The following is a 26,436-nucleotide window of genomic DNA, read 5'->3' as shown; positions in this document are numbered from 1 at the left end:
GCTTTCAAAAATCAAGATGCATCCCATCCACCATTTCAACCCAGCGCTTCATTTTTTTCTGAATCACTTTCCAATGCTGCTGATCTTCTTCGGTAATCAGCGAAATGGCTTTCCCTTCCATCCCTGCCCGACCCGTTCGACCGATTCTATGGATGTAGTCTTTGGGAGATCGAGGTAACTCATAGTTGACCACATAAGGCAAGGCCTGAATATCGATTCCTCTCGCTGCCAAATCAGTCGCAACCAGCACACGCACCTTGCCTCCCTTGAATTGCTTTAGTGCTTCCATACGTGCTCCCTGACTCTTATCTCCATGGAAAGCCATAGCTTGGATACCGTGTTTGTTGAGCTTGGTCGTCAGATTATTTGCAGTGCGAATGGAAGAAGCAAACACCAGTACTTGTTGCCAATTTCCCTCTGCAATTAAATGCCTTAATAGGGGTCCCTTTTTCTCTTGTGTGACCCAATAAGCCGTTTGATTAATCAAATCCGGTGTGATCTCTTCAGACTCTATCTCAATTTTCAGTGGATTTTTCAACAACTTCCCGATCAAGGCTTCCACTGTCTCGTCCATAGTCGCTGAAAAAAGGATGTTTTGTCGCTTTTTCGGTAAGCGGGAAAGAATCTCATCTAGCTCTAGCTTGAAACCCAAACTCAATACCTTATCCGCTTCATCCAGTACTAAGGTTCTTAAACGGTCGATAGTGATGGCATTTTTTGCTAGCAGATCCAAGAGACGCCCGGGAGTAGCCACCAAAATATCCGTTCCATTTACGTTCATCATCTGCGGATTGATCGATACCCCTCCATACACTGCCATGCTTTTGACTTTCCTGGGAAGATACTTCCCGAACAATTGAATAATCTCCTCTACCTGAGCAGCCAATTCCCTCGTTGGAACGATGACCAAAATAGGAATAGATCGGCTTCTATGGACCTCGACCGCTTGCAAATCTTCTAAAATGGGGAGTATATAGGCTGCTGTTTTACCTGAACCTGTTTGAGCCAAACCAAGCACATCTCTTTTTTGAAGTATAGCAGGTATCGTTGCTATCTGGATAGAATAAGGGGCCTCGTAATTAGCTTGTAGGAGGGCTTGAAGGAGGGCAGGCGATAAACCGAGGTCTGAAAAATTCATGAAGGGATTTATTTTTCACAAATGTAGCGATTTTAAAAAGAAGGCTAATACCAAGAGGAATTCCATAAAGGAACGAAGGCACTACGTTTTATCACTTTTTATACCTTCGTTCATTCATGGTTTTAAATCCTAAAAAATAGCTATGCAAATGGTTGATCAATACTAGGACTGGGTTGAGAAAAATACTGAGGACCATTTTCAGCCATATAGAAGCAATCTTCTAGCCTTACTCCAAATTCCCCCATAATATAAATACCAGGTTCGTTGCTGAAACACATGCCCGCTTTTAAAGGGGCGGTATTTCCTCTCACTAGATTGGTCCATTCGTGTCCATCCATTCCGATACCATGTCCCAGACGATGGGAGAAGTACTTATAGTCAGGCCCAAAACCTGCTTGGTCTATGACTGCTCTAGCCGCTGCATCCAACTGTTCGCAGGTGGCATCCGATCGGTTAGCTACTTCGAAGGCGGCTGATTGCGCTTCTTTTACTACGTCCCACACGTGCTTTTGCCTATCGGTATAATCCCCAAAAACAATCGTTCTGCTGATATCAGACTTGTACCCTTCCACCGTACAGCCACCATCAGCCAAAATAATATCGCCAGGCTTTAAGGTTTGGGTTTTGCTGCTTCCGTGAGGAAAGGCCGACCATTCCCCAAAATTAGCACCAATAGAGCCAGTAAAGCCTAATTTCTTATGAGCAGCAGCAGCAATGTCCCGGAAATCATATTGACTCATCCCCTCTTCCAAGGAGTCAAACAGAATTTTATAGGCTTCAATAGTCGCCGTATTGGCTGCCTGCATCAAAGCAATTTCAGCAGCAGACTTGTACATCCTACAACCCGCAGTGACGCCCTCTCCATTGACAAAGTTGAGTCGGGCAGTTTCATTTTTGATGCCTTCATACAAGAAAAAACGGCAGCGTTCTTCGATGGCAATTTTTTGGTTAGGGGTACCCAAATCCTTTACTAATTTCGCAGTCAGCGCATAGGGACTTTCATGCTCTTCCCAAGTCAATACTTGATTCCCAAACTTCACCAACTCCTCCACTTTATCCCGCTCGAAAGCCGGGCAGATGTAAGAGACATCTCCTTTAGCGGGGATAACCGCTGCCACCATGCGCTCAGATAGGAAAAAATCAAAATCCAGGAAATACTTCATACTAGTCCCCGGCTCCAAAAACAGCGCATCGATTTTTTGCTCTTCCATCAATTGCTGCGCCTTGGCTATTCGGGACAAGCGCTCCTCTTTACTGATGGGCTGAATCGCCAAATTCAAATGTTGCATACTGCTACTGCCCGCTGAAGAAGAGGCTTTATCTTCGGAAGTAGAACAGGCAAAAGCAGGCATGGCCAAGGCTGGCGTAAGGGATGCCCATTTGACAAATGATCTTCTATTAAGTTTCATGGTGATGGTGTTTTTCTGAAAAATAAATAATTCTGCCCTATCTGAATGCTTGATGTGGACTGAATTACATAAGAGGTAAAAATCAATAGTCTAGAGACATTGCCGTATTTAGTCACTTTCCCGCGGTCCACCCTCCAAACTTACTTGGATACCAGAGCCATTCGTCATTTCTATGCAGGCTTCTCGGGTAAACGGGCTGCCTGGATGGTATGGGCTCCACATGCATCGCTCTTCACCGAATGTCCCAGATACACAGTTGAAAAAATGACGTCAAAGTACCTGTTGTGTGGTAAAAACGCGTAAACGGAATACGCCTTCAAACAGATTTTTCTACTTTGACCGAAAAAGGCTGTTGAATAAATAGTTTTTTTTCTATTTTAGAAAATGATTAAAACATTGATTGTGGATGATGAGGTCCACGCCCAACAATTATTGGCCCATCTGCTGGAAACCTATGGTGGGGATAAGTTTGAACTTGTCGGCTCCTGTGGTTCTGTGGATGAAGCAATACCTGTCATCAAGAAGAAAAAACCCGATCTCGTATTTTTGGATGTTCAAATGCCCGGAAAAACAGGTTTCGAGCTTTTCGATACCTTTACAGATCCCGAATTTAGCGTCATTTTTACAACTGCGTACAAAGAGTACGCCTATAACGCGATTAAGGTCCGTCCTTTTGACTATTTGGTGAAACCCATTAATAGCAAGGAATTTGCAGCCTGCTTAGACAAATTTTATGATTTTTGCCCCCCTAAGCAGGAGGTAAAAATCAGAAATGAACATATTCTGCACGTAGCGATGGAAAATCAAATTCACTTCATCCATACGCATGAAATTTTGTATTTAAAGGCGGATGGAAGTTACACAGAAATCCATCGGGAAAATAAAGACCCTCTTATGGTCTCGAAAAACTTGAAAAGCCTCAGCGAACGACTTTCAAGCAAGGATTTTGTACGCATTCATGCGAAATTTGTGGTGAATATCAACAAAATCGTCAGCTGGGACAAACAAGAACATTACCTCAAACTCGTTAGTGGGGAGGAAATTTCTGTTGCCTATCGAAGAGCAACTGATCTCACACGCCTCTTGGAAGGCTGATTTCAGCCTCCCCCTGCCCGCCTAGCCCGTTCCCAAGTGGCGGGCTGAGCTTTTTTCAGCCAGCGGAAGAAGCCTAAGATGGCTGCATAATTCATGATGTAAAAATAATAAGGCACGAAAAAGCCCTTGATCGTGACCGGTGCATTGCGTAGCCGATAACCGAAAAAAGCCAGCGCATAAAAAGTCAGCTGCCCAATAAAAAACAGTGTATACCCCCATGCAGCACCCTGAAGTACCAATAGCGCATTCGTAAGGAAGAGGACAGGCAGTAAAAATGGAGCCAGCGTCCAACGGAGCACCCGATGGGAAACATACTGAAACCATAGTTTAAAGTCATGGAATGGATTTGCCGCCAGCGGCAAACGGCTGATGCTTTGCCAGCCTCCCGCCGCAATACGAATTTTACGCTTAAGCTCCTCCTCCACATTCGCACTCGCATACTCGGATGCACGTGCTTCTGGAACATAAAGCACCCGATTCCCCTTCTCAGCGATTTTCATGGTGAGCATAAAATCATCTAGGATCGTATCATCCGGTAAAAACTCGAAGCAGGAACGGCGGTAGGACATCAGCTCTCCCGCCCCTCCTACTAAAGTATTCCACCGCGCATCCATCCGCTTCAAAAAGGACTCATACTTCCAGTACACCCCTTCCCCTTTGCTGCTGGCTGCATCGCCTTCATCTACTAAGATGTATTTCTCACCCGTCACAGCACCCACCTGAGGATCCGCGTAAGGCCGGACCAGCGCCTGGATGGCCTCCGGATTTAACACCGTATTCGCATCGCAAAAGACTAAAATCTCCCCTTGGGCATGCTCAACCGCACGCTTCATCGCTGCCAACTTGCCCCTACGCTCAGGGGAAAACAAGGTTTTTACCTCGGAAAATGAAGCCGGAATGGCCTCCGAACCATCATCGCTACCATCACAGATGAAAATCAACTCTCGTCTGTCATCCGGGTAGTCGAGTGCTAGCGTGTTGTGGACTTTTGACCGAAGGTCAGGGCCTTCATTAAAGCAGGGTACGATCACGCTTACAAAGGGCAGCGGTTCTGGCAAGGGGGGCTCGGCAGGCTGGACCTTCATTTTCGCCAATACCGTGATCAGCAGCCCATAACCCAAATAGGTGTAGACTAAAATAGCAAGAGAAAAAAAGAAAAGAAATTCCATAAGCGTAAGGTTAGCGGTATAAAATACTGTCTATAAGGGACCAGAAATGCGCGACACGTGCCGTCCAGGAGTTTTGAGAGGCTCGGGTATAGCGTGCTCGAATGGCATCGGGCGACTGGGCTGCGATGGCCTTCGGCAAAGCCTCCAAAAACGCTTCATGGTCTTCAGCCAGGTAGATGGCGTCCGCAAATCCTGCGATGTCCAGAGAGAAATTTGTGCTCACCACAGCCTTGCCAGCCGCCAGGTATTCATTGATCTTTAAGGGGTAAATGCCTGCCGTTAATGGGGTCTTCTCAAAAGGTATCAGAGCACAGTCCATTTGCCGGAGATAGGCGGGTAGCTCGGCCAGCTTACGAGGCCCTACAAAGTGGACATTCGTGTAATCGCCTAAACGAATGGAAGTATGCAGATGGTCCTCACGTGGGCCCACAAAGACCAGAGACGCATCCGGGAAGCGTTGTGCTATTTTCTCGAGGAGGGCGTAATCTTGGCGCTGGCAGACATTCCCGGTGTAACCGATAATCGGTCGGGGAAGGCCAGCAAGTGCAGACGGACAGGGTAGCTCCTCCCGCCATGCCCGCGCGAAGAGCTCCGTATTTCCTCCGTTCGCAAAGACATGTACCTCTCGACCTGCCCGCGCTGAAAGGTCCTGAGCGAGGGCGCCGGAAGAGGCTAGACTGATGGAATAATCACCTCGGATGGCCGTCAACTCAGCCGCCACTCCATGCTTTCGGGTATAGGCATTAATGGCACCGATGGCATCACGTGAGTGGTACACACTGAGCGCAGGCTGCAGAAATTCTTTAAATGTGGATAAGTAAATCGGATTAAATGAATTCCATAAAATGAAGGACTTATGCCCTTCTGACGCAAGTGCAGCTTGAATAGAATTAGCAAGCACCCGATCATTTCTCCTTTGCGCTAATCGGTAAAGCGGCCCCGGCGGAAGCCAGTTGACCGGCCACATCAGCGGTGGCGTCAGTGCCTGTAAGCGTCCCGCTAATTCCGCTCCACCTACTTCACGGAGCACCTGCTCCCCACGACTTAGGGCCGCCTGTCTATGCGCTAAATCTGGGCGCTCTTTTTCTCGCTGATAATCCCGAAAAGTATACGGATAATCCACATAGTAAACGGGCTGTTGCTTGGCAAATTCCTGCGCCAGCGACCAAGAAGCGGAAGAGATCGGGCTATCCCAGCGAGACATGGATAGCATGACGATGGGAAGCTGTCGAAGTTGTTCAAGCGACATCATACATCCAAATTTAAATGATCAAAATCGGCTTTACGCTTTTCCCAGACCTCCTCTATAGACCATACTCGATCATGAGAAGTGGCCATAAAGTCTGTCTTGGCCTGCTTGAAGCCTAGGAGCGAGAGGATTTGCCTCCCGGCAAAGAAGGGGATCCAGGGAAGGGCTTCCCAGAGGATTTTGGGGGCACGCAGGCCCTGAAGTGCGATCACCCAGCCGACTAAAAAGGCCATCCACGCTAGCCCAAACAAAGGCAGTAGGCCAGGAGCCAGCAGCAGCGCCAAGCAGGTCCATAGGCCCAAACCTCCAACTAAAAACACAAATGGAGGTGTAGCGATCATGAGTGCGAAAAAGGCGCCTCCGCGGTCACCTTTGCGCCAACAGGCGCGTCCCAAATGGTAAACATCACCTACATGGTCGAAGTACGACTTTAACCAGCGTGTCCGCTGCCGCTGCACTTGCGCACCGCTGGTGCTTTTTTCATCGAAGATCAGAGCCCGCTCTTGAAAAGCGATGCGCCTACCACTGCCGACCAGCTGCATCTGCAGCAACTTATCCTCTGCTAGCACCACACCTTCAGTGGACAAGAGGCGATCCAGATAGTCCTGAAAAAAGTTGCGGGCGATGAGCATCCCCGAGCCTGCGATCGTCGCGGAGCTGCCCAGTTGATAAGGAAGGAATCGCTGATGATAGGTATAATAGAGCTCTCCTAAAGCATCTAAAGCTGCTATTTTGGTGTCCATGTTCTTAGCCACACGATTTCCCTGAACGGCCTCGAATCCTGCAGCAAAGGCCTCCGCTAAAGCCTCTAAGGCCTGTGGGTGCAGTAAATTATCAGGATCTAGCACCAAAACGGCGCTATGCTCAGCGTGAAAGGCTTGACTCGCTGCATAGAGCGACTTGAGCTTCGAATCCAGTGGTTCTTCTGGGACGATGACCGTTAGCTGTGCATCAGAGGGAGGTAAATCTGCTGGTGCACAGCGATCGGCCACGAGATAGATATGGAAATTTTGAGCTCCATAGCGCTGCTTGCGCAGGGAGTCGATGAGCGGAAGCGCTACATGCCCTTCTTTATAGGCAGTGATGACGCAAGCGATACTAGGCGAGGAGGCTGTACTGACCACGATCGCTGTGTCGGCTTGAGATCGAAGGTTTTGAAAATTTGACCTTCGGTCAAAATGACTTTTCCGCAACCGATAAACGCCCTGCATGATTGGGTATAAAAAGACGAAAAAAAGCCAGGGAAGGGCTAAAAGGGTTAAGATTGTGGAATTCATGCTGGGGGTTTTACAGACTTGAAAGTATAAAATAATTTCGTAAATCCCCTTTTTCTGCATAAAAATATGTGGCGCACTCGGGTAAAATTGGGTATCTTCGATTTTACTCTTTTCATCCAGCAGGTATGCAAGAAAAAACCATCACCCTAGTACGTGCCAAAGCCTTAGAGAATGTCCGTGAATTACAGCTGAGTAAAGGCAGTAGGCGCCTGTCCTTCGATCGCATGCGTCAAGAAATTTCCCTTCATGCGGGAGAGTCGCTTCGCGTCCACCAAGACTGGTGTAGCAGCCCGGTTTACGCATTTGATAAGCTAGAGGATGGTGCTACCTACGAGATACATACGGTGCTGCGCAATTTAATTCGCACAGCCTTACTGGTTTTCACCCTGATCGGCCTTTACTTGACCTATAAAACCAAAAATCCGCTTTTTTTACTGCCCACCACGCTGATTATCGGCTACCTTATCTTGTACCTGACGATTTGGAAAGACCGCTTTCTTTACCTGAAGCAGGTTGGTCCATAAAAAATGTCCGTTTCAGGTCAAAAACCCAAAACGGACATCTTTACCTATAGTACCTAGCCATAAGGTGCCGCTGGACGGAACCTAACGTATTCCTTAGTCCTCCTTTTGATTCAGGAACTGTCGGAGCACATAATGCAAAATCCCGCCATGCGTGTAGTAGGCTACTTCTATTTGGGAATCCAAGCGGCAGTGTACTTGGAAAGTTTTACTGGAACCATCGGCAGCTACAGCCTTCACGTCCAACATCTTTTGGGGCGATAGCCCCTCGGCTATACCGGTCACGGTAAAGGTTTCTTCGCCTGTCAAGCCTAACTGTTCGGCATTTTCGCCCTCCCTATATTGTGCGGGAAGCACGCCCATGCCCACCAAATTACTACGATGGATACGCTCGTAGGATTCGGCGAGTACCATCCGTATGCCAAGTAAATTCGTCCCCTTAGCTGCCCAGTCCCGGGAGGAACCGGAACCATATTCTTTACCTGCTAACACCAGCAGCGGAGTGCCTTGCTCTCGGTACTGCATGGCGGCATCATAAACTGGCATCTCCTCCCCATCTGGCAAGAGGCGCGTGTAGCCCCCCTCCTGTTTGGCAAGGGCATTTTTTATCCGCACATTCGCAAAGGTTCCACGGGTCATGACCTCATCATTCCCTCTTCGAGAACCGTAACTGTTAAAGTCTTTCGGATCGACACCTCGCTCCTGTAAGTAGCGACCTGCTGGACTGTCCGGCTTAAAAGAGCCTGCCGGAGAAATGTGGTCGGTGGTGATAGAATCCCCCAGTTTAAGTAAAACCCGTGCCCCTTCGATGTCCTTTGGCGTAGCCGGCTCCTGAGAAATACCATCGAAAAAAGGGGCTTCCTTGATGTACGTACTTGCCTCATCCCACTGATAAACAGCGTCTTTGGGTGCTTCTAGCGCTTTCCACTGCTCGTTTCCTTCGAAAATTTCCCCATAACTTCGGGCATAATCCTCCGGGCTGAGGACTTTGCGCATTTGCTCATGAATTTCCTCATTCGACGGCCAAATATCCTTTAAATAAACGGGCTGCAAGTTGGGATCATAGCCGATGGGCTCTTCGTTCAAGTCAAGATCCACGCGGCCTGCCAGCGCATAAGCGACCACCAGCATCGGGGACATCAGGTAGTTCATTTTTACTTGCGGGTGCACGCGCGCCTCGAAATTCCTATTGCCAGAAAGCACCGAGCTCACCACGAGATCGTTTTCCTCCACTGCCTTAGCGATATGCACGGGAAGTGGCCCTGAGTTTCCGATGCAGGACGTGCAGCCGTAGCCCACTACATGAAAGCGAAGTGCCTCTAAATCATCTAATAAGCCCGACTTTTCTAAGTAATCGGTCACCACCTTGGAACCAGGTGCCAGGGAGGTTTTCACCCACGGTTTTACGTCTAGGCCATGCTCCCGGGCCTTTTTGGCCACCAGGCCGGCGCCTAACATCACGGAAGGATTAGAGGTATTCGTACACGAGGTAATCGCTGCGATAACCACGGAGCCATCGTAAAGCGCGAATTTCTCATTATGCAGCTTGACGACAACTGTCTTAAGACCATCCTTCACCTTCGTTTCGTATTCCACAGCCGCAGGAGCCTGACTGCTAGAAGCAGGGGTTTGGGAGCCCCCTTCATCCAGCCAGCGCCCCTCCGCCTTATCGCGGTCGTCGATGGGGATATAGGTTCTGCCATAGTTTTCGAGCAGCAGCTCCTGAAACTTATCTTTAAACTCGCTGACGAGAATCTTATCCTGAGGACGTTTCGGCCCGGACACGGTAGGGACCACATCGTCTAAGTTTAAGGAAACCACCGTGCTGTACCGGATTTTTTCCTCATTTTCACGCCAGAGCATGTTGGCCTTACAGTACGCTTCCACGAGCTCGATCTGTTCAGCACTGCGGTTTGTCTTTTCCATGTAATCGAGCGTCCGAGTATCGATCGGGAAAAAAGTCACCGTACAACCGAATTCAGGACTCATATTAGAGATGGTGGCACGGTCGGGCACACTCAGGCTGTCCAGGCCAGGGCCAAAAACCTCTACGAACTTCCCGACCACACCGTAAGCACGTAAAAGCTGCGTGATGGTCAAAACCATATCTGTGGCAGTGGTCCCCAGGGGTAAGCTGCCACTTAACTTGAGGCCCACGACCTCAGGCATAATAAAATAAATGGGTTGCCCTAAAATCGCTGCCTCTGCCTCGATACCGCCCACACCCCAGGCGACTACACCGATCCCATTCACCATCGGGGTATGCGAGTCGGTTCCAACTAAGGTATCCGGAAAAACAGCTCCTTCTCGAGCGATCACTCCCTGTGCGAGGTATTCTAAATTTACCTGATGGCAGATCCCCATGCCGGGCGGCACCACCGAAAAGTTATCAAAAGCCTTTTGTGCCCATTTTAAGAATTGATAGCGCTCTCCATTTCGTTCGTATTCGACATCCACATTCTTTTTATAACTGTAGTGCGTACCAAAATAATCTACCTGCACGGAATGATCGATAACCAAGTCTACTGGAATCAGCGGATTAATTTTATCGGCATTTTTACCTTTCCGCACTGCTTCAGCGCGTAGGGAGGCGATGTCTACAACAGCTGGGACGCCTGTAAAATCCTGCATCAGCACGCGTGCAGGCTTAAAAGGGATGTCTTTATCGGAGGCTTCCGGCGACCAGTTGGCCAGCGTCTTAATATGTTCCTCAGTCACCCCGAAGTCATCGTAGTTTCGAAGGGCATTCTCCAGCAGGATACGAATGGAAAAAGGCAATGTCTCAATCGGGTAGCCGGCTTCCTGCAGGGCCTGCAGACTCCAGTAGGTAAGGGGCCCTTTTGAGGTACTCAGTTCACGCTTACTCTTAAAAGGATCTTGCTTCATGATGTTATGGTTTAAGGTTGTTCGTTACCGTAGACTCCCCTCTCCCCCTCTGCTTCGTATCCGCGTCTAAAAGTCTTTCAAATTAACGATTTAAGGCCAAAAATCATTCCTTTTCTCCTAATCCTTTTCTTTTCTGGGGCAGAAAAGGGCATTTCTTGCGAAGAAGGAGGGCTGGCGTCTGTAAAAGGGCTGGCACTTACGTCCCTGCGGGACAAAGGGAGATCAGGGACTGGCTAGTCCCCCCCTGCTTTTTGACCTTTTTTTCCTTCGTCCATGATTTAGCACGGAAGGAGGCTTTCTTTGAATCAAGGAAGTGAGGCCATTCGCCTTGCTAGCGGGCATTGACACTTATTCCCAAAGTATTTACGACGTTCCTTTAAACGTGGTGATTTTTAAATTTTTCAATTATGAAGTGTGTAGAAAAACTAAATGCTGAGGAAATCTACAGCATTCGTGGCGGCACTATATGGAGTGTAGTCCGATTTTTCGATTTTGTATTTAAGGCAGAAGGGATTCGACAGGCCATTAATGATTTTGCGGATGGCTTTCATGAAACCCCTTGTGCTTGTGAGGAAATAAACGAAAACTAAGTAAACATGGTAGCAGAAATTATTAAATCCTGGCGCGAATCCTCTTCCTTAACTTCTAATTATCAGAGGAATAAACAGCGGTTAGATAGTCGTTTTTTCCAAATTATTGGGATTCACTTGCTCATCACGGCAGCTATCATCAGCATCCTACTGCTAACGGGAGAAGCCGATTCCGTAGAAAGCACGTTAGATAGGTCCGAAATTTGGGATAACACCTATTTTATCATCTCCTTTTTCACCTTGCTGTGGATTCCGCTGGACGAATTTCTGCTACGTGCTTATTTTCATGCACGCAAATTCCTGTGGTATTCAGGTGCTGCGGCTGCCCTCTTTTTTGTTGCTACGCTCTTACTAAAGGCAGAACTACAGCAGCAGCTACTCGCTGCCGGACTACTGCTTTTCATAGGGTCTCTGGCAGCTTCAAAACGACTCTACGATAAAGCCCTCTATTGCCTGATAGGAAGTGCGCTCTTTTATGCCGGTATGCGCATGTTTCTATTTTCTGAGGAGCTACCTATGCCCTTGAGCGTTACATGCCTCTTAGCTATCCAACTGTTTAGCTCTGGACTATGTACAGGTATAACGCATCTTCGTCATGGCTTTTGGCCGGCAGTGCTGCATCGTGTCGTCTTTCACGTCTTACTTTTATTGCTACTTATGCTTGCTTATTGGTGGTCCAGCTAAGTAGCTAAACAAAATTTTAATTTTATTTTTTTATGAAAAATCAAGAAAATGTTATGCTAAAGCCGCTATCTTCTGCGGACTCCGCCGCAATCCTGGGAGGCTCCATTTTTCACAGTTTGGGAAGCTTAACCAAAAAAGCATGGTGCGCTTTACAGGAGGCCTATACGTCGTTTAAAGAAAGTCCTGGTGGTGGACAGTCTGGTGTAGTGGGCATCAATACCTATGGTGGAAGCACACCAATAGAAGCCTAGTTAAAAACAAATTATTAAAAAAAAGTCTTTTGACCCATAGTCAAAAGACTTTTCTTTTTCGTAAAGTGAAATGATTTACTCCTTATCTAGCAGAACTATCGGGAAGCTGCCTCTTCCGCTTTGGCTTTACGTTTAAAACCTCTTCGAAAGGGCCATGTGTATTCAAGGGCATCCAAGCCTGCATTTAAGGAAGTAGCCGATTCGTCTAGCTTGTTGACCAAACTTTTCATGGTAGCCGCCGTCTCCTCGTCATTTAACAGGAGACCGGCTGTATTATCCGACTGCTGTAGTTTATCTGTGATCGCGTTTAAGCTTTCCGTCATCCGCTCTAATTGACCAGCAGTCGACTGAAAAGAGGCCATGGTTTCCTTAAGTCCTGCATAAAGGGCATCGTCTGTAGTAAGATCATGGATCAGGTTTCCTTCTTTGTTGAGCTCCCTCGAAAAGCGATTGAGCTCCACAAGCATTTGATTCGCCGTCCTTGAACTTGATTCAAAATTCAAGAGCATGGTTTTAAAGCTTTCGGCTATGGTCGTATCCATCAGTGTGGAACCGATGATTCCTTCCCCCGCGGCGATTTTTCCTGTAAGCGTTTTCAGATCATTGGTGATGGAGACCAAGTTTTGGTTATTCTCTTGAAGGGTAACCATCATCTGCTCTGTATCCAAGGGCATTTCGGTGAGTAGGCGATCTCCATCTTCAACCACGCCAGCGGCGGAGGTTCCGCCGTAGAGAACGATGATTTTATTTCCGATAAGTCCATCAGAGCTGATGGTGGCCTTAGAATCTTTACGAATAAAGTCTTTGGTTTTCGATTCGATATTCATTTCGATTTCCACTTGAGAATCACCGTAGAAATTAATACGTCGGACATTCCCAATTTTCACCCCGGAGAACCACACATTATTTCCAGGCTGCAAACCAGCCACATCATCAAAGACCGCTTTTAGGCGGATACTTTTGACAAACTTTTTTTGCTGTCCGCCAAGCGTAAGTACGCCGGCAACAAGGATGGCAATTCCGATAAAAACGAAAATACCTACTATGACATTCTTTTTATTATCGTTTCTCATTATTGAATGAAGTTATAATCGTAGAAAGACTTAATACGAGGATCTGCTTCGGCATGAAATACCTCTTCAAAGGTGCCCACCGCACCAAACTGTCCGTCGAGTAAGACGGCCATTCGATCTCCTGTTTCTTTCGCACACGTAAGATCGTGGGTGATGACGATGGAAGAGGTGTTAAACTCCTCTCGTACCTGGTTGATCAAGTGGTTGATCTCCATACAGGTGATCGGGTCCAAACCTGCTGTGGGTTCATCGTACAACATGATCTCTGGTTCTAAAACCAAGGTTCTAGCTACCCCAATACGCTTTTTTTGACCACCGGACAATTCCGAAGGCATCTGGTTGGCCGTTTGCGGTAGGCCTACTGAGTTTAGCAAGCGGTCTATCCGATAATCGATTTCTTTACGGCTGAGCCCTTTCACATTACGTGTCAGCGGAAACTCCATATTTTCGCGCACGGTCATACTATCGTAAAGTGCAGAATGCTGAAAGGCGAATCCGATGCGCAAGCGTAATTTATTGAGAGCACTAAGCTTCAAGCCTTTAATCGATTGCCCGAAGATGGTAATGTCTCCGGAGTCGATCGTCAGTAAACCCACCATGATTTTAATCAAGACCGATTTCCCTGTGCCCGATTTTCCTAAAACGACAAGGTTTTCTCCTTTAAATAGGTCCAAATCCACACCTCGGAGGACGTGATTGTCGCCGAATGATTTGTACAAGTCGCGAATTTCAACAACCTTTTCCATATTACATTGCACGTATGGCGTTTACAATTTGAAGCGCCAGCAGTTCCTCGATAAAGATGAGAAACATGGCCATGACCACCGCAGCATTGGCTGCTTTTCCTACACCTTCTGTTCCTTTAGAGGAATTATATCCCTTGTAGCAGCCTACTATTCCAATCGTGAAGCCGAAGACTAAGGATTTTAATATAGAAGAAAAGATGTCTAAAAAGGAGACGGCCTCAAATACCTGTACGAAGAAAGTAGACAAGGAGACCATCTCGTTTGCATTTACATTTAAGAAGGCACCCATTAAGGCCACAAAGTCGGTGTACATAACCAATACAGGTATCATAAACGTGGCCGCTAAAGTCCGAGTGACTACTAAATACTTGAAGGGATTAATGGCAGAGACCTCCATCGCATCGATCTGCTCGGTCACTTTCATGGAGCCAATTTCCGCCCCAATACTAGATCCGACCTTTCCCGCCGCTATGAGTGCGGTCACCAAAGGACCCATCGCGCGGATGATGGCGATCGATATTAAGGCAGGTAGCCAAGACGTCGCCCCAAATTCAGATAAGGAAGGGCGAGACTGATTTGTGAACACCACCCCTACGATAAACCCCGTTAGCGAGATCAGTGGTAAACTGCGGTATCCGATTTCATAACACTGCCGCGCGATCTCCTTAAACTCATACGGTGGCTTCCAAACCTCCTGAAAGAATCGCTTGACAAATAAAAAGGCGCTTGCTAAACCAATAAAAAAACGATCGATCTTTTTACTGATTACAGGCCCCTTAGTAGCTGGCATCTGCCCCATAATAATTCATTCTCTAAAGCTTTTATAAAAATGTCACCCGCCACCTTCTTACAGGATGAGCAGGTAAAGGATTGTTGTAGAAACTAGCTGCTTTAACCGCAAATAACATTCCAAAGCATGTACTGCTGACATCTACGCGCTGAATTCTTTTTAACCCTTTTCACAAAGTTAACTTTTTCAAACGCCTTTCGGATCGGAAACAGCTATTTTTTTGATTTAGCCAATCCTAACTTATTTAGCTAATTCTAAATTAGACGTGTCTAAAATTTACTTAATGCACTTTTTATCAATTACTTATGCATTATCTATTCATGTTACGTATAGGGTTATCTTCTTGGGGATAAAGTAGGCTGTAAACAAAGGTTATTGGGCAGCCAGCTGCCAAAAACAAGCGTTAACGTCGTGTTTCAGCTCTTCCTTATTTAAGCAGAAGGCGGCCCGAAATGGCTCTCCCCTCCTCTTTCCTGTAAAGGGATTCAAAAAAAAAGTGTATTTTCGGATCTTTAAGAGCGACAGTATATGCAGAAGTCCCCTACCAAAGCCCGTTGGACAGATAAGCTTCAAGACATTTGGTTCTTTATTCGGGAACGCTTTGACTTGCATGAAGGCAAAGAAGAAGAGGCCGAGACCATCGACTATATCCGCAAAAATGTGGAATTCCGAGGCGCCAATCTCTGGATTCTCATTTTCGCTATACTCGTCGCTTCGGTAGGCTTAAATGTCAATTCCACCGCGGTCATCATCGGCGCCATGTTAATCTCCCCCCTCATGGGGCCTATCATGGGAATCGGACTAGCAGCAGGTATAAATGATTTCGAGCTCGTAAAAAAGTCCTTTAAAAACTTGAGCATCGCTGTACTGATCAGTATCCTGACCTCCACCCTTTATTTCAGTTTTACCCCACTCGATGACGCGCAATCCGAGCTCCTCGCCCGGACAGAACCGACGATCTGGGACGTGCTCATCGCCTTCTTCGGAGGGCTAGCAGGCATCGTAGCAGGATCTCGAAAAGAAAAAAGCAATGCCATCCCTGGCGTAGCTATCGCCACGGCGCTTATGCCGCCACTGTGTACCGCAGGATTTGGCCTGGCCACCGGAAATATGTATTACTTCTTCGGGGCGTTTTACTTGTTTTTCATCAACTCCGTATTCATCAGTATCTCCACTTATCTGATCGTGCGCTTTATGCACTTTCCAAAAAAGGAATTTCTGGATCCCCGGAGAGAAAAACAGGTCCGACAGTACATCACCTTCTTTGCGCTAGCCACCATCATTCCAAGTGTTTATCTCGCCTATAACATCGTGACCCGAACCTTTTGGGAGAAGGGTGCCAACACCTTCATCGCTACAGAATTCGACTTCGAACGGACGCAGGTCATCAATACGAAACTTTTCTACGCTGCAGACAGCAGCCATATCGAAGTGGTGCTGATCGGAGATAAATTGACCGAGGATCAACTTTCAGCCATAAAAAAGAAAACGGAGACCTTCGGTCTTAAAAATACCTATGTAAGTATCAAGCAAAGCGGGGATCCCGCGGCTGACATGAATGTGTTGCGCTCCGATATTCTAAAAGATCTCTACGATCGCAATATGGCGACGCTAGAGGATAAAGACAAAAAAATAGCCCTCTTGGAAAGAGAGCTGGAAGGATATGTGGCCACTGCTGGACAAGCTCCTCTTTTCCTGCGAGAGGCACGCGTACACCATAAAGACCTGCAGCGCTTTACCCTCAACCAAGTACTTCTGGCCAATGCAGAAGGAAAAGTAGATACCTTACTCATGGCTTATGCCGGTTTCCAAAAACGTCCCAGTCAGGCCGAGCTGGCACGCTTCCAAGAATGGCTGAAAGTGCGCACGCAGGCTGACACGGTGGCCCTCATCGTTCAGTAAACCGAAAAGAATGGCTTAAAAACCAAATGCATAGGGTCTTCCGATGCCTCCCTCTTCACTTGGAAAATCTGAGCATCTTTTAGCCATACAGCACGTTTCCCACAGCCGACTTGCATGCAGTACACAGCTATCTCCTGCATCATTTACTTCTACCAGGTAGTCGCTTGTAAACGGGCAAATACACGTATGACATCACTGATACTAATTTGGCCCACAAGTTGTCCCGAAGCACTTAACACCGGAAAACGCCGCACCTTTTCCATACGGAAAGCTTGTGCCGCGTCGAAAAGTGACATGTCTTGCTGTAAGGTGCGCACCTCGCGTGTCATGTAGTTTTCTACCGTCTTTGGATACTGAGGCGTATTCGAATACTTGCCCCGAATCACTTCCTGTAAACAATCCCCCTCTGAAATCATTCCGATTAATTTCCCCGCATCATCCACGACCGGAGCACCCGAGATTTTCTTTTGGGCGAAGACCTCCACGACCTTTAGTACCGGATCCTCCGGCCGAAAAGTAATCAACTTCGTACTCATACAGGCTCCCACCGTAAGGGCTGCCTCGTTTTTCTTGGTTTCAACCATACGTACTCCTTGAAAGCTCTTGACCATAAGACATCTTATTTAGATTGTGAATTGGAATTTACAAAAAATATTTAGGAATTCCAAATCATAAGTACCTAATTTTAATAAATCTATTTCTATATTTACCGAATAAAAGTGCATACCTGGTAGCTGCTAGCGCAGCAAAAGTGGCCATTAAGCCCTTAACAGGCCACTTTTATGGAAAAAAGGATACAGTCCTGAAAGAAAACGTGTAGTTTTATAAAAAAACACTATTATGAAGCCACTTTATCTTCTACTGCTGGTCATGTTCGTAGGCCTAGAAATAGGTTTTGCGCAGCAAGAAACCACAGAAAAAAACTACGTCCCTACGCACTACACGAAAAAGACCTTTAAAATCCCCATGCGGGACGGGGTGCACCTCCACACTGAGGTCTATCTACCGAAAGACAAAAGCCGCGCCTACCCTGTCGTCATGCAGCGCACCCCCTACAGTGCAGGCCCCTATGGTGAAGCTATGAAAACCAGCCTCGGCCCCTCCGAAACCATGATGAAAGAATGCTACATCTTCGCCTACCAAGATGTCCGCGGCCGATGGATGTCGGAAGGCACTTATGACAATATGCGACCTACTCAAGCTGACCGTAGTTCAAATACCGTCATCGACGAAAGCACCGACACCTACGACACGATCGAATTTTTACTGGATGCGCTCGGCGAAGAAAGTAATGGACGCTTCGGACAGTGGGGTATCTCTTATCCGGGCTTCTACTCGGCAGCTTCCCTCCCCTATGCCCACCCCGCCCTGAAAGCAGTCTCCCCGCAAGCTCCCATCGGTGATTTTTATTTCGACGACTTCCACCATAACGGTGCCTATTTTCTAAGCTACTGGGTGGCCACCGCAGTTTTTGGCTACCAACACGATGGCCCTACCGACAAGCCCTGGTACCAAATGGTCAATACCGGCACCAAAGATGCCTACCAGTTTTTTATGGACATGGGCTCCCTAAAAAATGCCGATCAGTACTATGGCCCAGATAACTTTTTTTGGACACAGCTGAAAGAAAACCCAGACTACAATAGCTTTTGGCAAGAGCGGAGCATCATCCCGCACCTGAAAGAAAATATCCGCCCTGCGGTAATGACTGTTGGCGGCTGGTTCGATGCTGAAGATCTCTATGGGCCACTTACGATTTATAAAACGATCGAGGAGCATAATCCCGGCACCTATAATACCTTAGTCATGGGACCTTGGTCACATGGGGACTGGGCTAGAGAGCGCGGCCGCCAACAGGTATCTAACATTTACTTTGGCGATAGCCTGAGCACCCACTATCAGCGTGAAATCGAGGCCAACTTCTTCCGTCACTTCCTAAAAGAGGAGGGCGATGGGAAAACCGGTCTCCCCGAAGCTTATGTGTTCGATACCGGCAAGCATGGTTGGTCTTCTTTCGAGGAGTGGCCTCCGAAAAATAGCGCGGAAATTAGCTTTTACACACATGCGAATGGACGCCTGAGCACTTCGCCTGCGGCAAAGGACACGAAAAGCAGCTTCCTCTCAGATCCTGCCAAGCCAGTGCCTTACAGCCAGGACATCAAATTTAATTTCACCCCGCGAAAATACATGGCCGATGACCAGCGCTTTGCCGCCAGGCGGCCAGATGTGCTTGTCTTCGAAACCGAAGTCCTCGAAGAGGATATCACACTGGTCGGTGAGATCCTCGCGGAACTTCTCGTGAGCACCGATGCAGGAGATGCCGATTGGATCGTGAAACTCGTTGATGTCTTCCCCGCTGACACCCCCGATCATCCGCATGTGCAAGCAGGTGTGCACCTGAGTAATTACCACATGATGGTACGCTCTGAAGTGATCCGAGGTCGCTACCGTGAGGACTTTAGCAAACCGAAACCTTTCCAGGCCAATATCCCCACAGAAGTGCCCCTCCTACTTCAGGACGTTTTTCATACCTTTAAAAAAGGGCATAAAATCCAGATCCAAATCCAAAGCACCTGGTTTCCACTCATCGACCGCAATCCCCAGCGCTACGTAGAGAATATTTTCCAAGCGGAAGATACCGACTTTATCCCAGCACTTCACAGCGTGTACCATGATGGCACACGGATTAAAACCCGCAGGCTGCAGCCCTAATCCTGTTGGACAGGGCGCTAAATCCCCGAAGTGGGTGCAGTTTCCGCTGCTAGGAATACACTATTTTAGACACCACGGGTGTTCCGTGCAGGCGCTTCGCGCAAAACCAACCAAAACGAAATGGAAAGGCCCCCTATACCGCTCGGTGTAGGGGGCACTTTTTTGCTTCCAGCCGTGTCGGGTTCCTAAAAAATGCGTAACATGTCGCAACATGGGCCACAAAAAAATAAAGTGAAAAAAATCCGACTTTCCGCCATCAGACAAAAAAATCGCGAATCCTTTTTCTTTGTGCTGATAGTGTAAAAGTAAGCAGACTCCTGCGCACTAATCGGTAGCAAAATACTTATGATTTATTGACAGTAAATTATTTTTCATCTCGAAAAACACACTACTCATCACAAAAGCCTCCTTCAGGTAGTGCCATAAAAAAAGGTGCCTTACAGCACCTGATGAATGACTTCAGTAAGCTCCTTAGGATTTATCGGCTTAGAAACAAAAGCCGCTGCCCCCTCCTCTATCGCCTTAGAGGCGATTTCATCATCTCCATAACGCGTAATCAAGATCACCTTTGCCGTAGCCTCTTCCGCACGCATGTGCTGTAAAATCTCAATCCCATTCATATCGGGCAGCCGATAATCTAAAATCGCCAAATCAAAGGTATTTAATGCGATCAGCTCCTTCGCATCTTTCCCGTTTTGCGCATCGCGCACCTCATAGCCCTGCTTGGACAAAAAACGTGTCAGCATCTTGCAGAACACGACGTCATCTTCAACAATTAATATCTTCGCACTCATTTGATTCCTTTTTTGGTTAATTTAGTGATTCCTATTCTTTTCTCCAAAGGTGCGGATCGCATGCTGGTCGATCGCATACACGGCCATGACGGACTGCACAAAACCTTTAATTAATTCATCCACTCCCAAGCCCAGCTGACCGAAGTTGCGAATATCGAAGAGCATCAACCGCTCATCGGCATAGGTCCAACCGTCCTCTCCCTTCACGGACAGGTTCGTGCCATACACCTCCCAAGAGTCCATCCCTTCCGGTAAGGCCTGATTTAATGGAAACCGGGACCTACGGCTGTAAACAGCCAAAGGACGTACGCCCTCCGAAGTAGCATGCATCATTAAACGCAAGTCAAAAGCAAAGCTCCTGCCCTTGGAATCGGGAATCGTGCCCACATGGTACCAGGCATTCGATGTATCCTGACCGGGAACATAATTGCTTTGGATCAACTGCTGTACCAGAAAACGGTCTTCTTTGTTAATCGCTTTTAAGGCGCGTGCTAACTCCTCCTCCGAAACTACTGTAAACACCCCTTGACCGGCGTTCGAATCCGGGACCTTGATCACCATGGCACCACCTAGGGCATGAAAATGCTTTTCTATGTCTTCATAGGGGACATCACGTACAGTCTGCGGCGTAAAGATACTTAACCCTTTCTCAGCGAAGGCCTCATTAAAAGCATCATAGGCCTCACTCGCTACTTTTTTATTCCGACCACCTGCCAGACAAGCTTCTATCGGATTTAAGAGCAAGGTTTTTGCCTGCTCGGGAATACGTGTCCAAGGCTCCTGGGTAACATACCGAAAAGCGGCCCGAACTTCTTCCCACTGCTCTTTTTCCCCTCGGATGTGGAGCTTCCCGTCGATAAATTTAGCTGGTGGATCTTGATCCGCCTTGTCAAACTTAGCGATTAACACATCCTCGCCCATCACATCTGCTATAGTAGCCGCATAGCCCAAGTTTTCCATCGGATTTTTATCATAGAGTACGGCTAGCTTACCTGTCTCCTGATGCGCATCGATCATAGGCTTGAACGTCTTTTCAATCAGCCTACGGTAGCCACCCTGTTCTACATTTAAATCCAGCAGCGGCATGGACTTTTGGCCCGAAGGGCAAGAGTTCGTCTCGATCAGCGTCAATTTCCGATTGCCTTCATGGTTAATGACGTGCATCATATCCGTTCCCGCCCAGCGGAAATAGGTCGGCTGATAGCGAAACAACTCAAGAAGCGCTTCCTTATCTGTCTGCGGATGGATGCGATGGTAACGCTCCACCATCTGCTCGTGTGTCAAATTGAGAAAATAGGCCACCAGCGGATGGATATTCGAGTTCAAAACACGCGGATACCAGTGATCCGTCGCCTCGAAATCACCCTGTTCCACCAGGTGCACATGATTCGAAATACTTAATTTCATCTTTAAATCGCTTTATGCTTGTAAATTTTCTATAAAGGCTACCACATAGTCCCTGTTCTTCCACAGCATCAGCACCCCACTGAGCACCATGCTGGCGACTACTATCTTACGGAAAAACAAATCCGACATGCGCGCTAAAATCTTTTTGCCCACATAAACGGCTAGGATGGACGATACCCCGATCATCAAACCATAGGTGATCACCTCGCCCGTTACATAGCCAAAATAGGCGTAACTTATTATTTTCGTAATATGGAGTACGATGGCATTTGCGCTTCGCGTACCCAGTAGACTCTCTTTGCTAATGCCATAATTCAGGTAGGCAGAATTCATCAGCGGCCCCACCCCTCCGATCAAGCCGGACAGAAAGGACACCACCAGCCCCATGGGAGCAAAATGCCAAGCCTTTATCTGAAACCGAGGCTTTTTTTCTTTCTGGTTAAACTGGAAAACGGTAGAGATGAGCAGTAAACCAATGAGCACCTGCAAGAAATCTGCCGATAAACTTGCAAACAAGCTAGCCCCCAAAATCGACCCTATGATGGTAGATGGAAATAACCAGGCGAAAAGCTTCCAGTCAATGTCGCGCCAGAAAAATAAAACCTTCGATGTGGAGCTCATCCCGATGCTGATCGCCATCACCGGCGCCACAGCCTTCACGCCCACGACCACCGCCACCAGCGGCATCAGTAACAAGCTGGCCCCACCTCCTGTTAAGGTACTTAATATAAAAACAACAAATGCCCCCAAGAGCACGAATAGGAGTTGGATCATACATTTTCTTGTTTTAAACAAATTCTTAAACGTTTAAAAGAAAATAGCATGCCAAATTTCAATTTCACTCCTTATTCCTGCTTATCTTCATCTAAAAATAAAGAACTGTATGGCCTTACATGAAGTAAATGTCGCCCTACTGGGCCAATTATGTGAAACGCCGGGAGCTCCCGGATTTGAAAAACCGATCCGTGACTTGATCCTAAAAGAATTAGAAGGCTTAGCGGACGAGGTGTTCGTCGATAACCTGGGATCTGTGGTGGCCATCAAGCGCGCTGCGCAAAATCCTTCAGGCAAAAAGGTGATGCTCGCCGCCCACATGGACGAAATCGGCTTTATCGTCACCCACATCGACGAGCAGGGATTCGTTCGCTTCCACACCTTGGGGGGATTCGACCCCAAAACACTCACCGCACAGCGGGTTATCATCCACGGCAAAAAACCTCTTATCGGCGTCATGGGTTCCAAGCCGATCCACGTGATGAGCCCCGAAGAACGCGCCAAGCTTCCGAAAACGAGTGATTATTTTATCGACCTAGGCCTATCTAAAGAAGAGGTGGAAGCCTGTATCCAAGTAGGCGATCCCATCACCCGCGAGCGCTCTCTCATCGAAATGGGGCACTGTGTCAACTGTAAGTCTATCGACAATCGCGTGGCTGTTTATGTGCAGCTGGAAGCTTTGCGCCAGCTAAAAAATCCTTCCCATGATGTCTATGCCGTGTTTACCGTGCAGGAGGAAGTGGGCATCCGGGGAGCGATGGTGGCCGCGCACCATATTAATCCAGACTTCGGAATCGCACTGGACACGACCATCGCCTTCGATGTTCCTGGTGCTCAGCCGCATGAACAAATTACGGCGCTGGGTAAAGGTACGGCGATTAAAGTAATGGATGCCATGAGCATCTGTGACTACCGTATGGTCAATTTCATGAAGCAGGTAGCCCAAAAGCAGGAAATTCCGTACCAACTGGAAATTCTTACTGCTGGAGGAACCGATACCGCAGGGGTACAGCGGATGGGCAAGCAGGGCGCCATCGCCGGAGCCATCTCCATCCCAACACGCCACCTGCATCAGGTGATCGAAAGTGCGCATAAGGCAGACATCGTAGGTAGCGTAAACCTCCTAGTGGCCTGCTTGGAGCAGCTACATACCTACCACTGGGAGCACTAAATGCCCGTCTACTCGGAAAGGGATGAAAAAAAAAGAGGGCTTTTGTAGCCCTCTTTTTTACTTATTGGAAACGGTTAAACAACCTGAACTCCGGTCAAGAAAGTTTCTGTAAGCTTTCCTCCAGGACTTTGATCTTAGCTTCAGCGTCGGCCTGCTTCTGCCGTTCATTGGCCACCACCTGCTCCGGAGCCCCTGCGACGAAACGGGCATTGCCAAGTTTTTTCTGAACCGAGGCCAAGAAACCTTTGGCGTAAGCCAATTCCTTTTCCAGATGCTCACGCTCCTTTTCCAGGTCGAGCTGTTCGCCTAAAGGCAAAAAGCACTCATCCGCCTTCACCACGAAACTCAGTGCGCCTGCCACCTCAGAACCGAATTGAACATCAGTCAGATTAGCCAATTTCATCAAAATCGCTTTGTATGCCGTATAACGCGCTTCTTGTTGCGTGTTGATCGTCAGCACAAAGGCCTCCTTCGGAGAGATTCCTTTCGCACTCCGGACGTTCCGTACCTGCGTAACCACATCGAAAATCTGGGCAGCATCCTGCAAAATCGCTGCATCGAAAGCCGCCTTTTCCGGCCAGGAGGCCACGATCAGGGCATCTCCCTCCGCTCGGTCGCGCAGTGCATGCCATAGCTCCTCTGTGATAAAGGGCATAAACGGATGTAAGAGTTTTAAGACCCGCTCGAAGAAGCCGACCGTCTGCTCATAGGTGGCCGGATCGATCGGCTGCTGGTAGGCTGGCTTCACCATCTCCAGGTACCAAGAGCAGAAATCATCCCATACTAACTTGTAGGTGGCCATCAAGGCGTCAGAAATGCGGAATTTCTCAAAATGATCTTCGATTTCAGCTAGAGCCGCCTGGAAGCGATTTTCAAACCAGATACCTGCGGCAGGAGTCTGCACCTCTGCGGTCTCACGAACCTCCCATCCCTTTACCAGGCGGAAGGCATTCCATATTTTATTTGCAAAATTCCGCCCTTGTTCCACCAGTTTTTCGTCGAAAGGCAGATCATTGCCCGCAGGGCTGCTGAATAGCATGCCCGTACGCACCCCATCCGCGCCGTAATCCCGAATGAGCGCCAGAGGATCCGGAGAGTTACCGAGGGACTTAGACATCTTTCGGCCCTGCTTATCGCGGACGATACCCGTTAGGTAAACGTTTTTAAACGGCTTCTCTCCTGTGTATTCATAGCCGGCCATGATCATGCGCGCCACCCAGAAAAACAAAATCTCTGGAGCTGTCACCAGGTCATTGGTGGGGTAATAATACTTGAGCTCCTCATTTGGGGCTCCGCCCCCAAACACTTTCGAGTCGAAAACCGAGAGCGGCCAGAGCCAAGAGCTAAACCAAGTATCCAAGACGTCTTCATCCTGCCGTAGGTCTTCGGGTGCAAAAGACTCACCGAAGGTCTCCTCTGCGATGCGGAGCGCCTCCTCCAAGGTTTTCGCCACCACAAATTCCCCATTCGGGAGGTAGTAGGCCGGAATACGATGCCCCCACCACAGCTGACGGGAAATACACCAGTCGCGTACATTTTCCATCCAGGCGCGGTACATGTTTTTAAATTTGGGGGGATGCAGCTGAATCACATCTTCCATCACGTTTCGGAAGGCTGGCTGAGTGATTTCCTCCATTTTCAGGAACCACTGCAAGGAGAGGCGCGGCTCCACCACGGCATCTGTGCGCTCAGAGTGCCCCACATTAGAGGTGTAAGGCTCCACCTGCAAAAGATGCCCCTCGGCCTTCAGCATTTTGGCGATTTTTTTACGCGCCACGAAGCGATCTTCCCCAACGAGGATTTCCGCTTGTGCATTCAGGCGGCCGTCTTCGGCCAAAATATCGATGACAGGCAATTTATGCCGCAGACCGATTTCATAATCATTTAAGTCATGCGCAGGCGTAACCTTTAAACATCCTGTGCCGAACTCCCTATCCACGTAGCTGTCCGTGATGACAGGGATGCGGCGCTTGATTAAAGGGATATAGACCTCCCGGCCGTGCAGATGCTGGAAACGGGCATCTTCGGGATGCACACAGATCGCTGTATCGGCCATGATCGTTTCGGGACGGGTCGTCGCGATGGTTAGAAACTCTTCGCTATCCACCAGCTGATACCGAATATGGTACAGGTTAGAGGCCACCTCCTTCATGATCACCTCGTCATCAGAAAGTGCCGTTTTGCCCGCCGGGTCCCAGTTGACCATCCGGATACCACGGTAAATTTTACCTTTTCTGTAAAGGTCGATAAACACGTCGATTACCGCCTCGCTGAGGTCCTCATCCATGGTAAACTTGGTCCGCTCCCAGTCGCAGGAGGCCCCCAGTTTTTTTAGCTGTTCCAGGATAATGCCGCCATACTTCTCCTTCCATTCCCAGGCGTAACGTAAAAATTCTTCCCGGCTCAGGCTACTCTTTTCGATACCGCGCTCTTTTAACATGGCCACTACTTTCGCCTCCGTAGCGATGGAGGCATGATCCGTCCCCGGCACCCAGCAGGCATTTTTGCCCTCCATGCGCGCCTTTCGGACCAGCACATCCTGCAGCGTATTGTTCAGCATATGCCCCATGTGGAGCACTCCGGTCACATTAGGAGGTGGGATGACGACGGTGTAAGGTTCTCGCTCAGGATCTACCGTGGAGCGAAAAAACCCCTTTTCCTGCCAGTAGGCGTACCACTTGTTCTCCGTTGCTTCCGGTTGGTATTTCGTATCTAAAGCCATGATTCTCTCGTATAAAACCTATTTTCAAAGCGCAAAATTAAGGGAATTAACCATTTTATGTGTACTTTCAGGAGCC

At 48.2% G+C, this 26,436-nt stretch carries 22 protein-coding genes; 8 read left to right on the top strand and 14 right to left on the bottom strand.

Translation table 11 applies throughout. The annotated features are described in order from the left end of the window. Positions 1–4: 4 nt before the first annotated feature. On the bottom strand, positions 5–1,138 hold the full coding sequence (locus ACXIT9_RS11180; RefSeq protein WP_458056314.1) for a DEAD/DEAH box helicase: 1,134 nt from the start codon (positions 1,136–1,138) through the stop codon (positions 5–7). Positions 1,139–1,278: 140 nt separating this feature from the next. Further along, positions 1,279–2,547: a M24 family metallopeptidase gene (locus tag ACXIT9_RS11175; protein ID WP_458056313.1), complete on the bottom strand. Its 1,269-nt coding sequence runs from the start codon at positions 2,545–2,547 to the stop codon at positions 1,279–1,281. 384 nt (positions 2,548–2,931) lie between these two features. Between ACXIT9_RS11175 and ACXIT9_RS11170 the strand changes: the two genes are divergently transcribed. Further along, positions 2,932–3,642, top strand: a complete 711-nt coding sequence (locus ACXIT9_RS11170; RefSeq protein ID WP_458056312.1) for a LytR/AlgR family response regulator transcription factor — start codon at positions 2,932–2,934, stop codon at positions 3,640–3,642. A gap of 2 nt (positions 3,643–3,644) precedes the next feature. Here the strand turns inward: ACXIT9_RS11170 and ACXIT9_RS11165 are convergent, their stop codons facing one another. Genes ACXIT9_RS11165 through ACXIT9_RS11155 form a run of 3 tightly spaced genes read right to left on the bottom strand, consistent with a single transcriptional unit; the run spans position 3,645 to position 7,337 of the window. Next, complete coding sequence (locus ACXIT9_RS11165) at positions 3,645–4,811, bottom strand: glycosyltransferase family 2 protein (protein WP_458056311.1); 1,167 nt, start codon at positions 4,809–4,811, stop codon at positions 3,645–3,647. A 10-nt stretch (positions 4,812–4,821) separates the two neighbouring features. Beyond that, a complete protein-coding gene (locus ACXIT9_RS11160) occupies positions 4,822–6,063 on the bottom strand; it encodes a glycosyltransferase (protein WP_458056310.1) in 1,242 nt (413 codons plus the stop codon). Beyond that, positions 6,060–7,337 (bottom strand): glycosyltransferase, encoded by a 1,278-nt coding sequence (locus ACXIT9_RS11155; RefSeq protein ID WP_458056309.1) that lies wholly within the window; start codon positions 7,335–7,337, stop codon positions 6,060–6,062. The genes ACXIT9_RS11160 and ACXIT9_RS11155 overlap by 4 nt, the downstream gene beginning before the upstream one ends. 125 nt (positions 7,338–7,462) lie before the next feature. On the opposite strand from ACXIT9_RS11155, the gene ACXIT9_RS11150 reads away from it, so the two are divergent. After that, positions 7,463–7,861: a hypothetical protein gene (locus ACXIT9_RS11150; protein WP_458056308.1), complete on the top strand. Its 399-nt coding sequence runs from the start codon at positions 7,463–7,465 to the stop codon at positions 7,859–7,861. Between the two features lie 93 nt (positions 7,862–7,954). Here ACXIT9_RS11150 and acnA read toward each other — a convergent pair whose 3' ends face one another. Next, positions 7,955–10,744 carry an aconitate hydratase AcnA gene (gene acnA / locus ACXIT9_RS11145; RefSeq protein ID WP_458056307.1) on the bottom strand — a complete coding sequence of 930 codons (2,790 nt, stop codon included), beginning with the start codon at positions 10,742–10,744 and terminating at the stop codon, positions 7,955–7,957. 407 nt (positions 10,745–11,151) lie between these two features. On the opposite strand from acnA, the gene ACXIT9_RS11140 reads away from it, so the two are divergent. The 3 genes from ACXIT9_RS11140 to ACXIT9_RS11130 are packed head-to-tail and all read left to right on the top strand — an operon-like array spanning position 11,152 to position 12,269. Continuing rightward, the gene (locus tag ACXIT9_RS11140; protein ID WP_458056306.1) at positions 11,152–11,334 is read left to right on the top strand and encodes a hypothetical protein; all 183 of its coding nucleotides are present in this window, start codon (positions 11,152–11,154) and stop codon (positions 11,332–11,334) included. 6 nt (positions 11,335–11,340) lie between these two features. After that, entirely contained in the window at positions 11,341–12,018 is a 678-nt protein-coding gene (locus ACXIT9_RS11135; RefSeq protein WP_458056305.1) for a hypothetical protein, read from the top strand. A gap of 32 nt (positions 12,019–12,050) precedes the next feature. Further along, positions 12,051–12,269 carry a hypothetical protein gene (locus ACXIT9_RS11130; RefSeq protein WP_458056304.1) on the top strand — a complete coding sequence of 73 codons (219 nt, stop codon included), beginning with the start codon at positions 12,051–12,053 and terminating at the stop codon, positions 12,267–12,269. 95 nt (positions 12,270–12,364) lie between these two features. Here the strand turns inward: ACXIT9_RS11130 and ACXIT9_RS11125 are convergent, their stop codons facing one another. Genes ACXIT9_RS11125 through ACXIT9_RS11115 form a run of 3 tightly spaced genes read right to left on the bottom strand, consistent with a single transcriptional unit; the run spans position 12,365 to position 14,887 of the window. After that, the gene (locus tag ACXIT9_RS11125) at positions 12,365–13,342 is read right to left on the bottom strand and encodes an MlaD family protein (RefSeq protein WP_458056303.1); all 978 of its coding nucleotides are present in this window, start codon (positions 13,340–13,342) and stop codon (positions 12,365–12,367) included. Next, entirely contained in the window at positions 13,342–14,088 is a 747-nt protein-coding gene (locus ACXIT9_RS11120; protein WP_458056302.1) for an ABC transporter ATP-binding protein, read from the bottom strand. The genes ACXIT9_RS11125 and ACXIT9_RS11120 overlap by 1 nt, the downstream gene beginning before the upstream one ends. Before the next feature lies 1 nt (position 14,089). After that, on the bottom strand, positions 14,090–14,887 hold the full coding sequence (locus tag ACXIT9_RS11115) for an MlaE family ABC transporter permease (RefSeq protein WP_458056301.1): 798 nt from the start codon (positions 14,885–14,887) through the stop codon (positions 14,090–14,092). Positions 14,888–15,406: 519 nt separating this feature from the next. Here ACXIT9_RS11115 and ACXIT9_RS11110 point away from each other — a divergent pair. Further along, entirely contained in the window at positions 15,407–16,780 is a 1,374-nt protein-coding gene (locus tag ACXIT9_RS11110) for a TIGR00341 family protein (protein ID WP_458056300.1), read from the top strand. 149 nt (positions 16,781–16,929) lie between these two features. On the opposite strand, the gene ACXIT9_RS11105 is transcribed toward ACXIT9_RS11110, so the two are convergent. Further along, positions 16,930–17,391, bottom strand: a complete 462-nt coding sequence (locus tag ACXIT9_RS11105) for a CBS domain-containing protein (RefSeq protein WP_458056299.1) — start codon at positions 17,389–17,391, stop codon at positions 16,930–16,932. A gap of 229 nt (positions 17,392–17,620) precedes the next feature. On the opposite strand from ACXIT9_RS11105, the gene ACXIT9_RS11100 reads away from it, so the two are divergent. Next, the gene (locus ACXIT9_RS11100) at positions 17,621–19,492 is read left to right on the top strand and encodes a CocE/NonD family hydrolase (protein WP_458056298.1); all 1,872 of its coding nucleotides are present in this window, start codon (positions 17,621–17,623) and stop codon (positions 19,490–19,492) included. A gap of 437 nt (positions 19,493–19,929) precedes the next feature. On the opposite strand, the gene ACXIT9_RS11095 is transcribed toward ACXIT9_RS11100, so the two are convergent. The 3 genes from ACXIT9_RS11095 to ACXIT9_RS11085 are packed head-to-tail and all read right to left on the bottom strand — an operon-like array spanning position 19,930 to position 22,467. After that, positions 19,930–20,286 (bottom strand): response regulator, encoded by a 357-nt coding sequence (locus tag ACXIT9_RS11095; RefSeq protein WP_458056297.1) that lies wholly within the window; start codon positions 20,284–20,286, stop codon positions 19,930–19,932. 21 nt (positions 20,287–20,307) lie between these two features. Further along, positions 20,308–21,693, bottom strand: a complete 1,386-nt coding sequence (locus ACXIT9_RS11090; protein WP_458056296.1) for a hypothetical protein — start codon at positions 21,691–21,693, stop codon at positions 20,308–20,310. Between the two features lie 12 nt (positions 21,694–21,705). Further along, entirely contained in the window at positions 21,706–22,467 is a 762-nt protein-coding gene (locus ACXIT9_RS11085) for a sulfite exporter TauE/SafE family protein (protein WP_458056295.1), read from the bottom strand. A gap of 109 nt (positions 22,468–22,576) precedes the next feature. Here ACXIT9_RS11085 and ACXIT9_RS11080 point away from each other — a divergent pair, with 109 nt between their 5' ends. After that, positions 22,577–23,638 carry a M42 family metallopeptidase gene (locus tag ACXIT9_RS11080; RefSeq protein ID WP_458056294.1) on the top strand — a complete coding sequence of 354 codons (1,062 nt, stop codon included), beginning with the start codon at positions 22,577–22,579 and terminating at the stop codon, positions 23,636–23,638. A gap of 94 nt (positions 23,639–23,732) precedes the next feature. On the opposite strand, the gene ACXIT9_RS11075 is transcribed toward ACXIT9_RS11080, so the two are convergent. Beyond that, complete coding sequence (locus tag ACXIT9_RS11075; RefSeq protein ID WP_458056293.1) at positions 23,733–26,360, bottom strand: valine--tRNA ligase; 2,628 nt, start codon at positions 26,358–26,360, stop codon at positions 23,733–23,735. Positions 26,361–26,436: the final 76 nt, after the last annotated feature.

The organism is Nitritalea sp., assembly GCF_054166705.1.
The sequence above is the reverse complement of the archived record's forward strand: the minus strand, read 5'-3'. Positions and strand labels throughout refer to the sequence as shown.

Coding starts and splice junctions, on each gene's coding strand:
- ACXIT9_RS11180 (WP_458056314.1), bottom strand. CDS start 1,138: ATGAATTTTTCAGACCTCGGTTTATCGCCTGCCCTCCTTCAAGCCCTC.
- ACXIT9_RS11175 (WP_458056313.1), bottom strand. CDS start 2,547: ATGAAACTTAATAGAAGATCATTTGTCAAATGGGCATCCCTTACGCCA.
- ACXIT9_RS11170 (WP_458056312.1), top strand. CDS start 2,932: ATGATTAAAACATTGATTGTGGATGATGAGGTCCACGCCCAACAATTA.
- ACXIT9_RS11165 (WP_458056311.1), bottom strand. CDS start 4,811: ATGGAATTTCTTTTCTTTTTTTCTCTTGCTATTTTAGTCTACACCTAT.
- ACXIT9_RS11160 (WP_458056310.1), bottom strand. CDS start 6,063: ATGATGTCGCTTGAACAACTTCGACAGCTTCCCATCGTCATGCTATCC.
- ACXIT9_RS11155 (WP_458056309.1), bottom strand. CDS start 7,337: ATGAATTCCACAATCTTAACCCTTTTAGCCCTTCCCTGGCTTTTTTTC.
- ACXIT9_RS11150 (WP_458056308.1), top strand. CDS start 7,463: ATGCAAGAAAAAACCATCACCCTAGTACGTGCCAAAGCCTTAGAGAAT.
- acnA (WP_458056307.1), bottom strand. CDS start 10,744: ATGAAGCAAGATCCTTTTAAGAGTAAGCGTGAACTGAGTACCTCAAAA.
- ACXIT9_RS11140 (WP_458056306.1), top strand. CDS start 11,152: ATGAAGTGTGTAGAAAAACTAAATGCTGAGGAAATCTACAGCATTCGT.
- ACXIT9_RS11135 (WP_458056305.1), top strand. CDS start 11,341: ATGGTAGCAGAAATTATTAAATCCTGGCGCGAATCCTCTTCCTTAACT.
- ACXIT9_RS11130 (WP_458056304.1), top strand. CDS start 12,051: ATGAAAAATCAAGAAAATGTTATGCTAAAGCCGCTATCTTCTGCGGAC.
- ACXIT9_RS11125 (WP_458056303.1), bottom strand. CDS start 13,342: ATGAGAAACGATAATAAAAAGAATGTCATAGTAGGTATTTTCGTTTTT.
- ACXIT9_RS11120 (WP_458056302.1), bottom strand. CDS start 14,088: ATGGAAAAGGTTGTTGAAATTCGCGACTTGTACAAATCATTCGGCGAC.
- ACXIT9_RS11115 (WP_458056301.1), bottom strand. CDS start 14,887: ATGGGGCAGATGCCAGCTACTAAGGGGCCTGTAATCAGTAAAAAGATC.
- ACXIT9_RS11110 (WP_458056300.1), top strand. CDS start 15,407: ATGCAGAAGTCCCCTACCAAAGCCCGTTGGACAGATAAGCTTCAAGAC.
- ACXIT9_RS11105 (WP_458056299.1), bottom strand. CDS start 17,391: ATGGTCAAGAGCTTTCAAGGAGTACGTATGGTTGAAACCAAGAAAAAC.
- ACXIT9_RS11100 (WP_458056298.1), top strand. CDS start 17,621: ATGAAGCCACTTTATCTTCTACTGCTGGTCATGTTCGTAGGCCTAGAA.
- ACXIT9_RS11095 (WP_458056297.1), bottom strand. CDS start 20,286: ATGAGTGCGAAGATATTAATTGTTGAAGATGACGTCGTGTTCTGCAAG.
- ACXIT9_RS11090 (WP_458056296.1), bottom strand. CDS start 21,693: ATGAAATTAAGTATTTCGAATCATGTGCACCTGGTGGAACAGGGTGAT.
- ACXIT9_RS11085 (WP_458056295.1), bottom strand. CDS start 22,467: ATGATCCAACTCCTATTCGTGCTCTTGGGGGCATTTGTTGTTTTTATA.
- ACXIT9_RS11080 (WP_458056294.1), top strand. CDS start 22,577: ATGGCCTTACATGAAGTAAATGTCGCCCTACTGGGCCAATTATGTGAA.
- ACXIT9_RS11075 (WP_458056293.1), bottom strand. CDS start 26,360: ATGGCTTTAGATACGAAATACCAACCGGAAGCAACGGAGAACAAGTGG.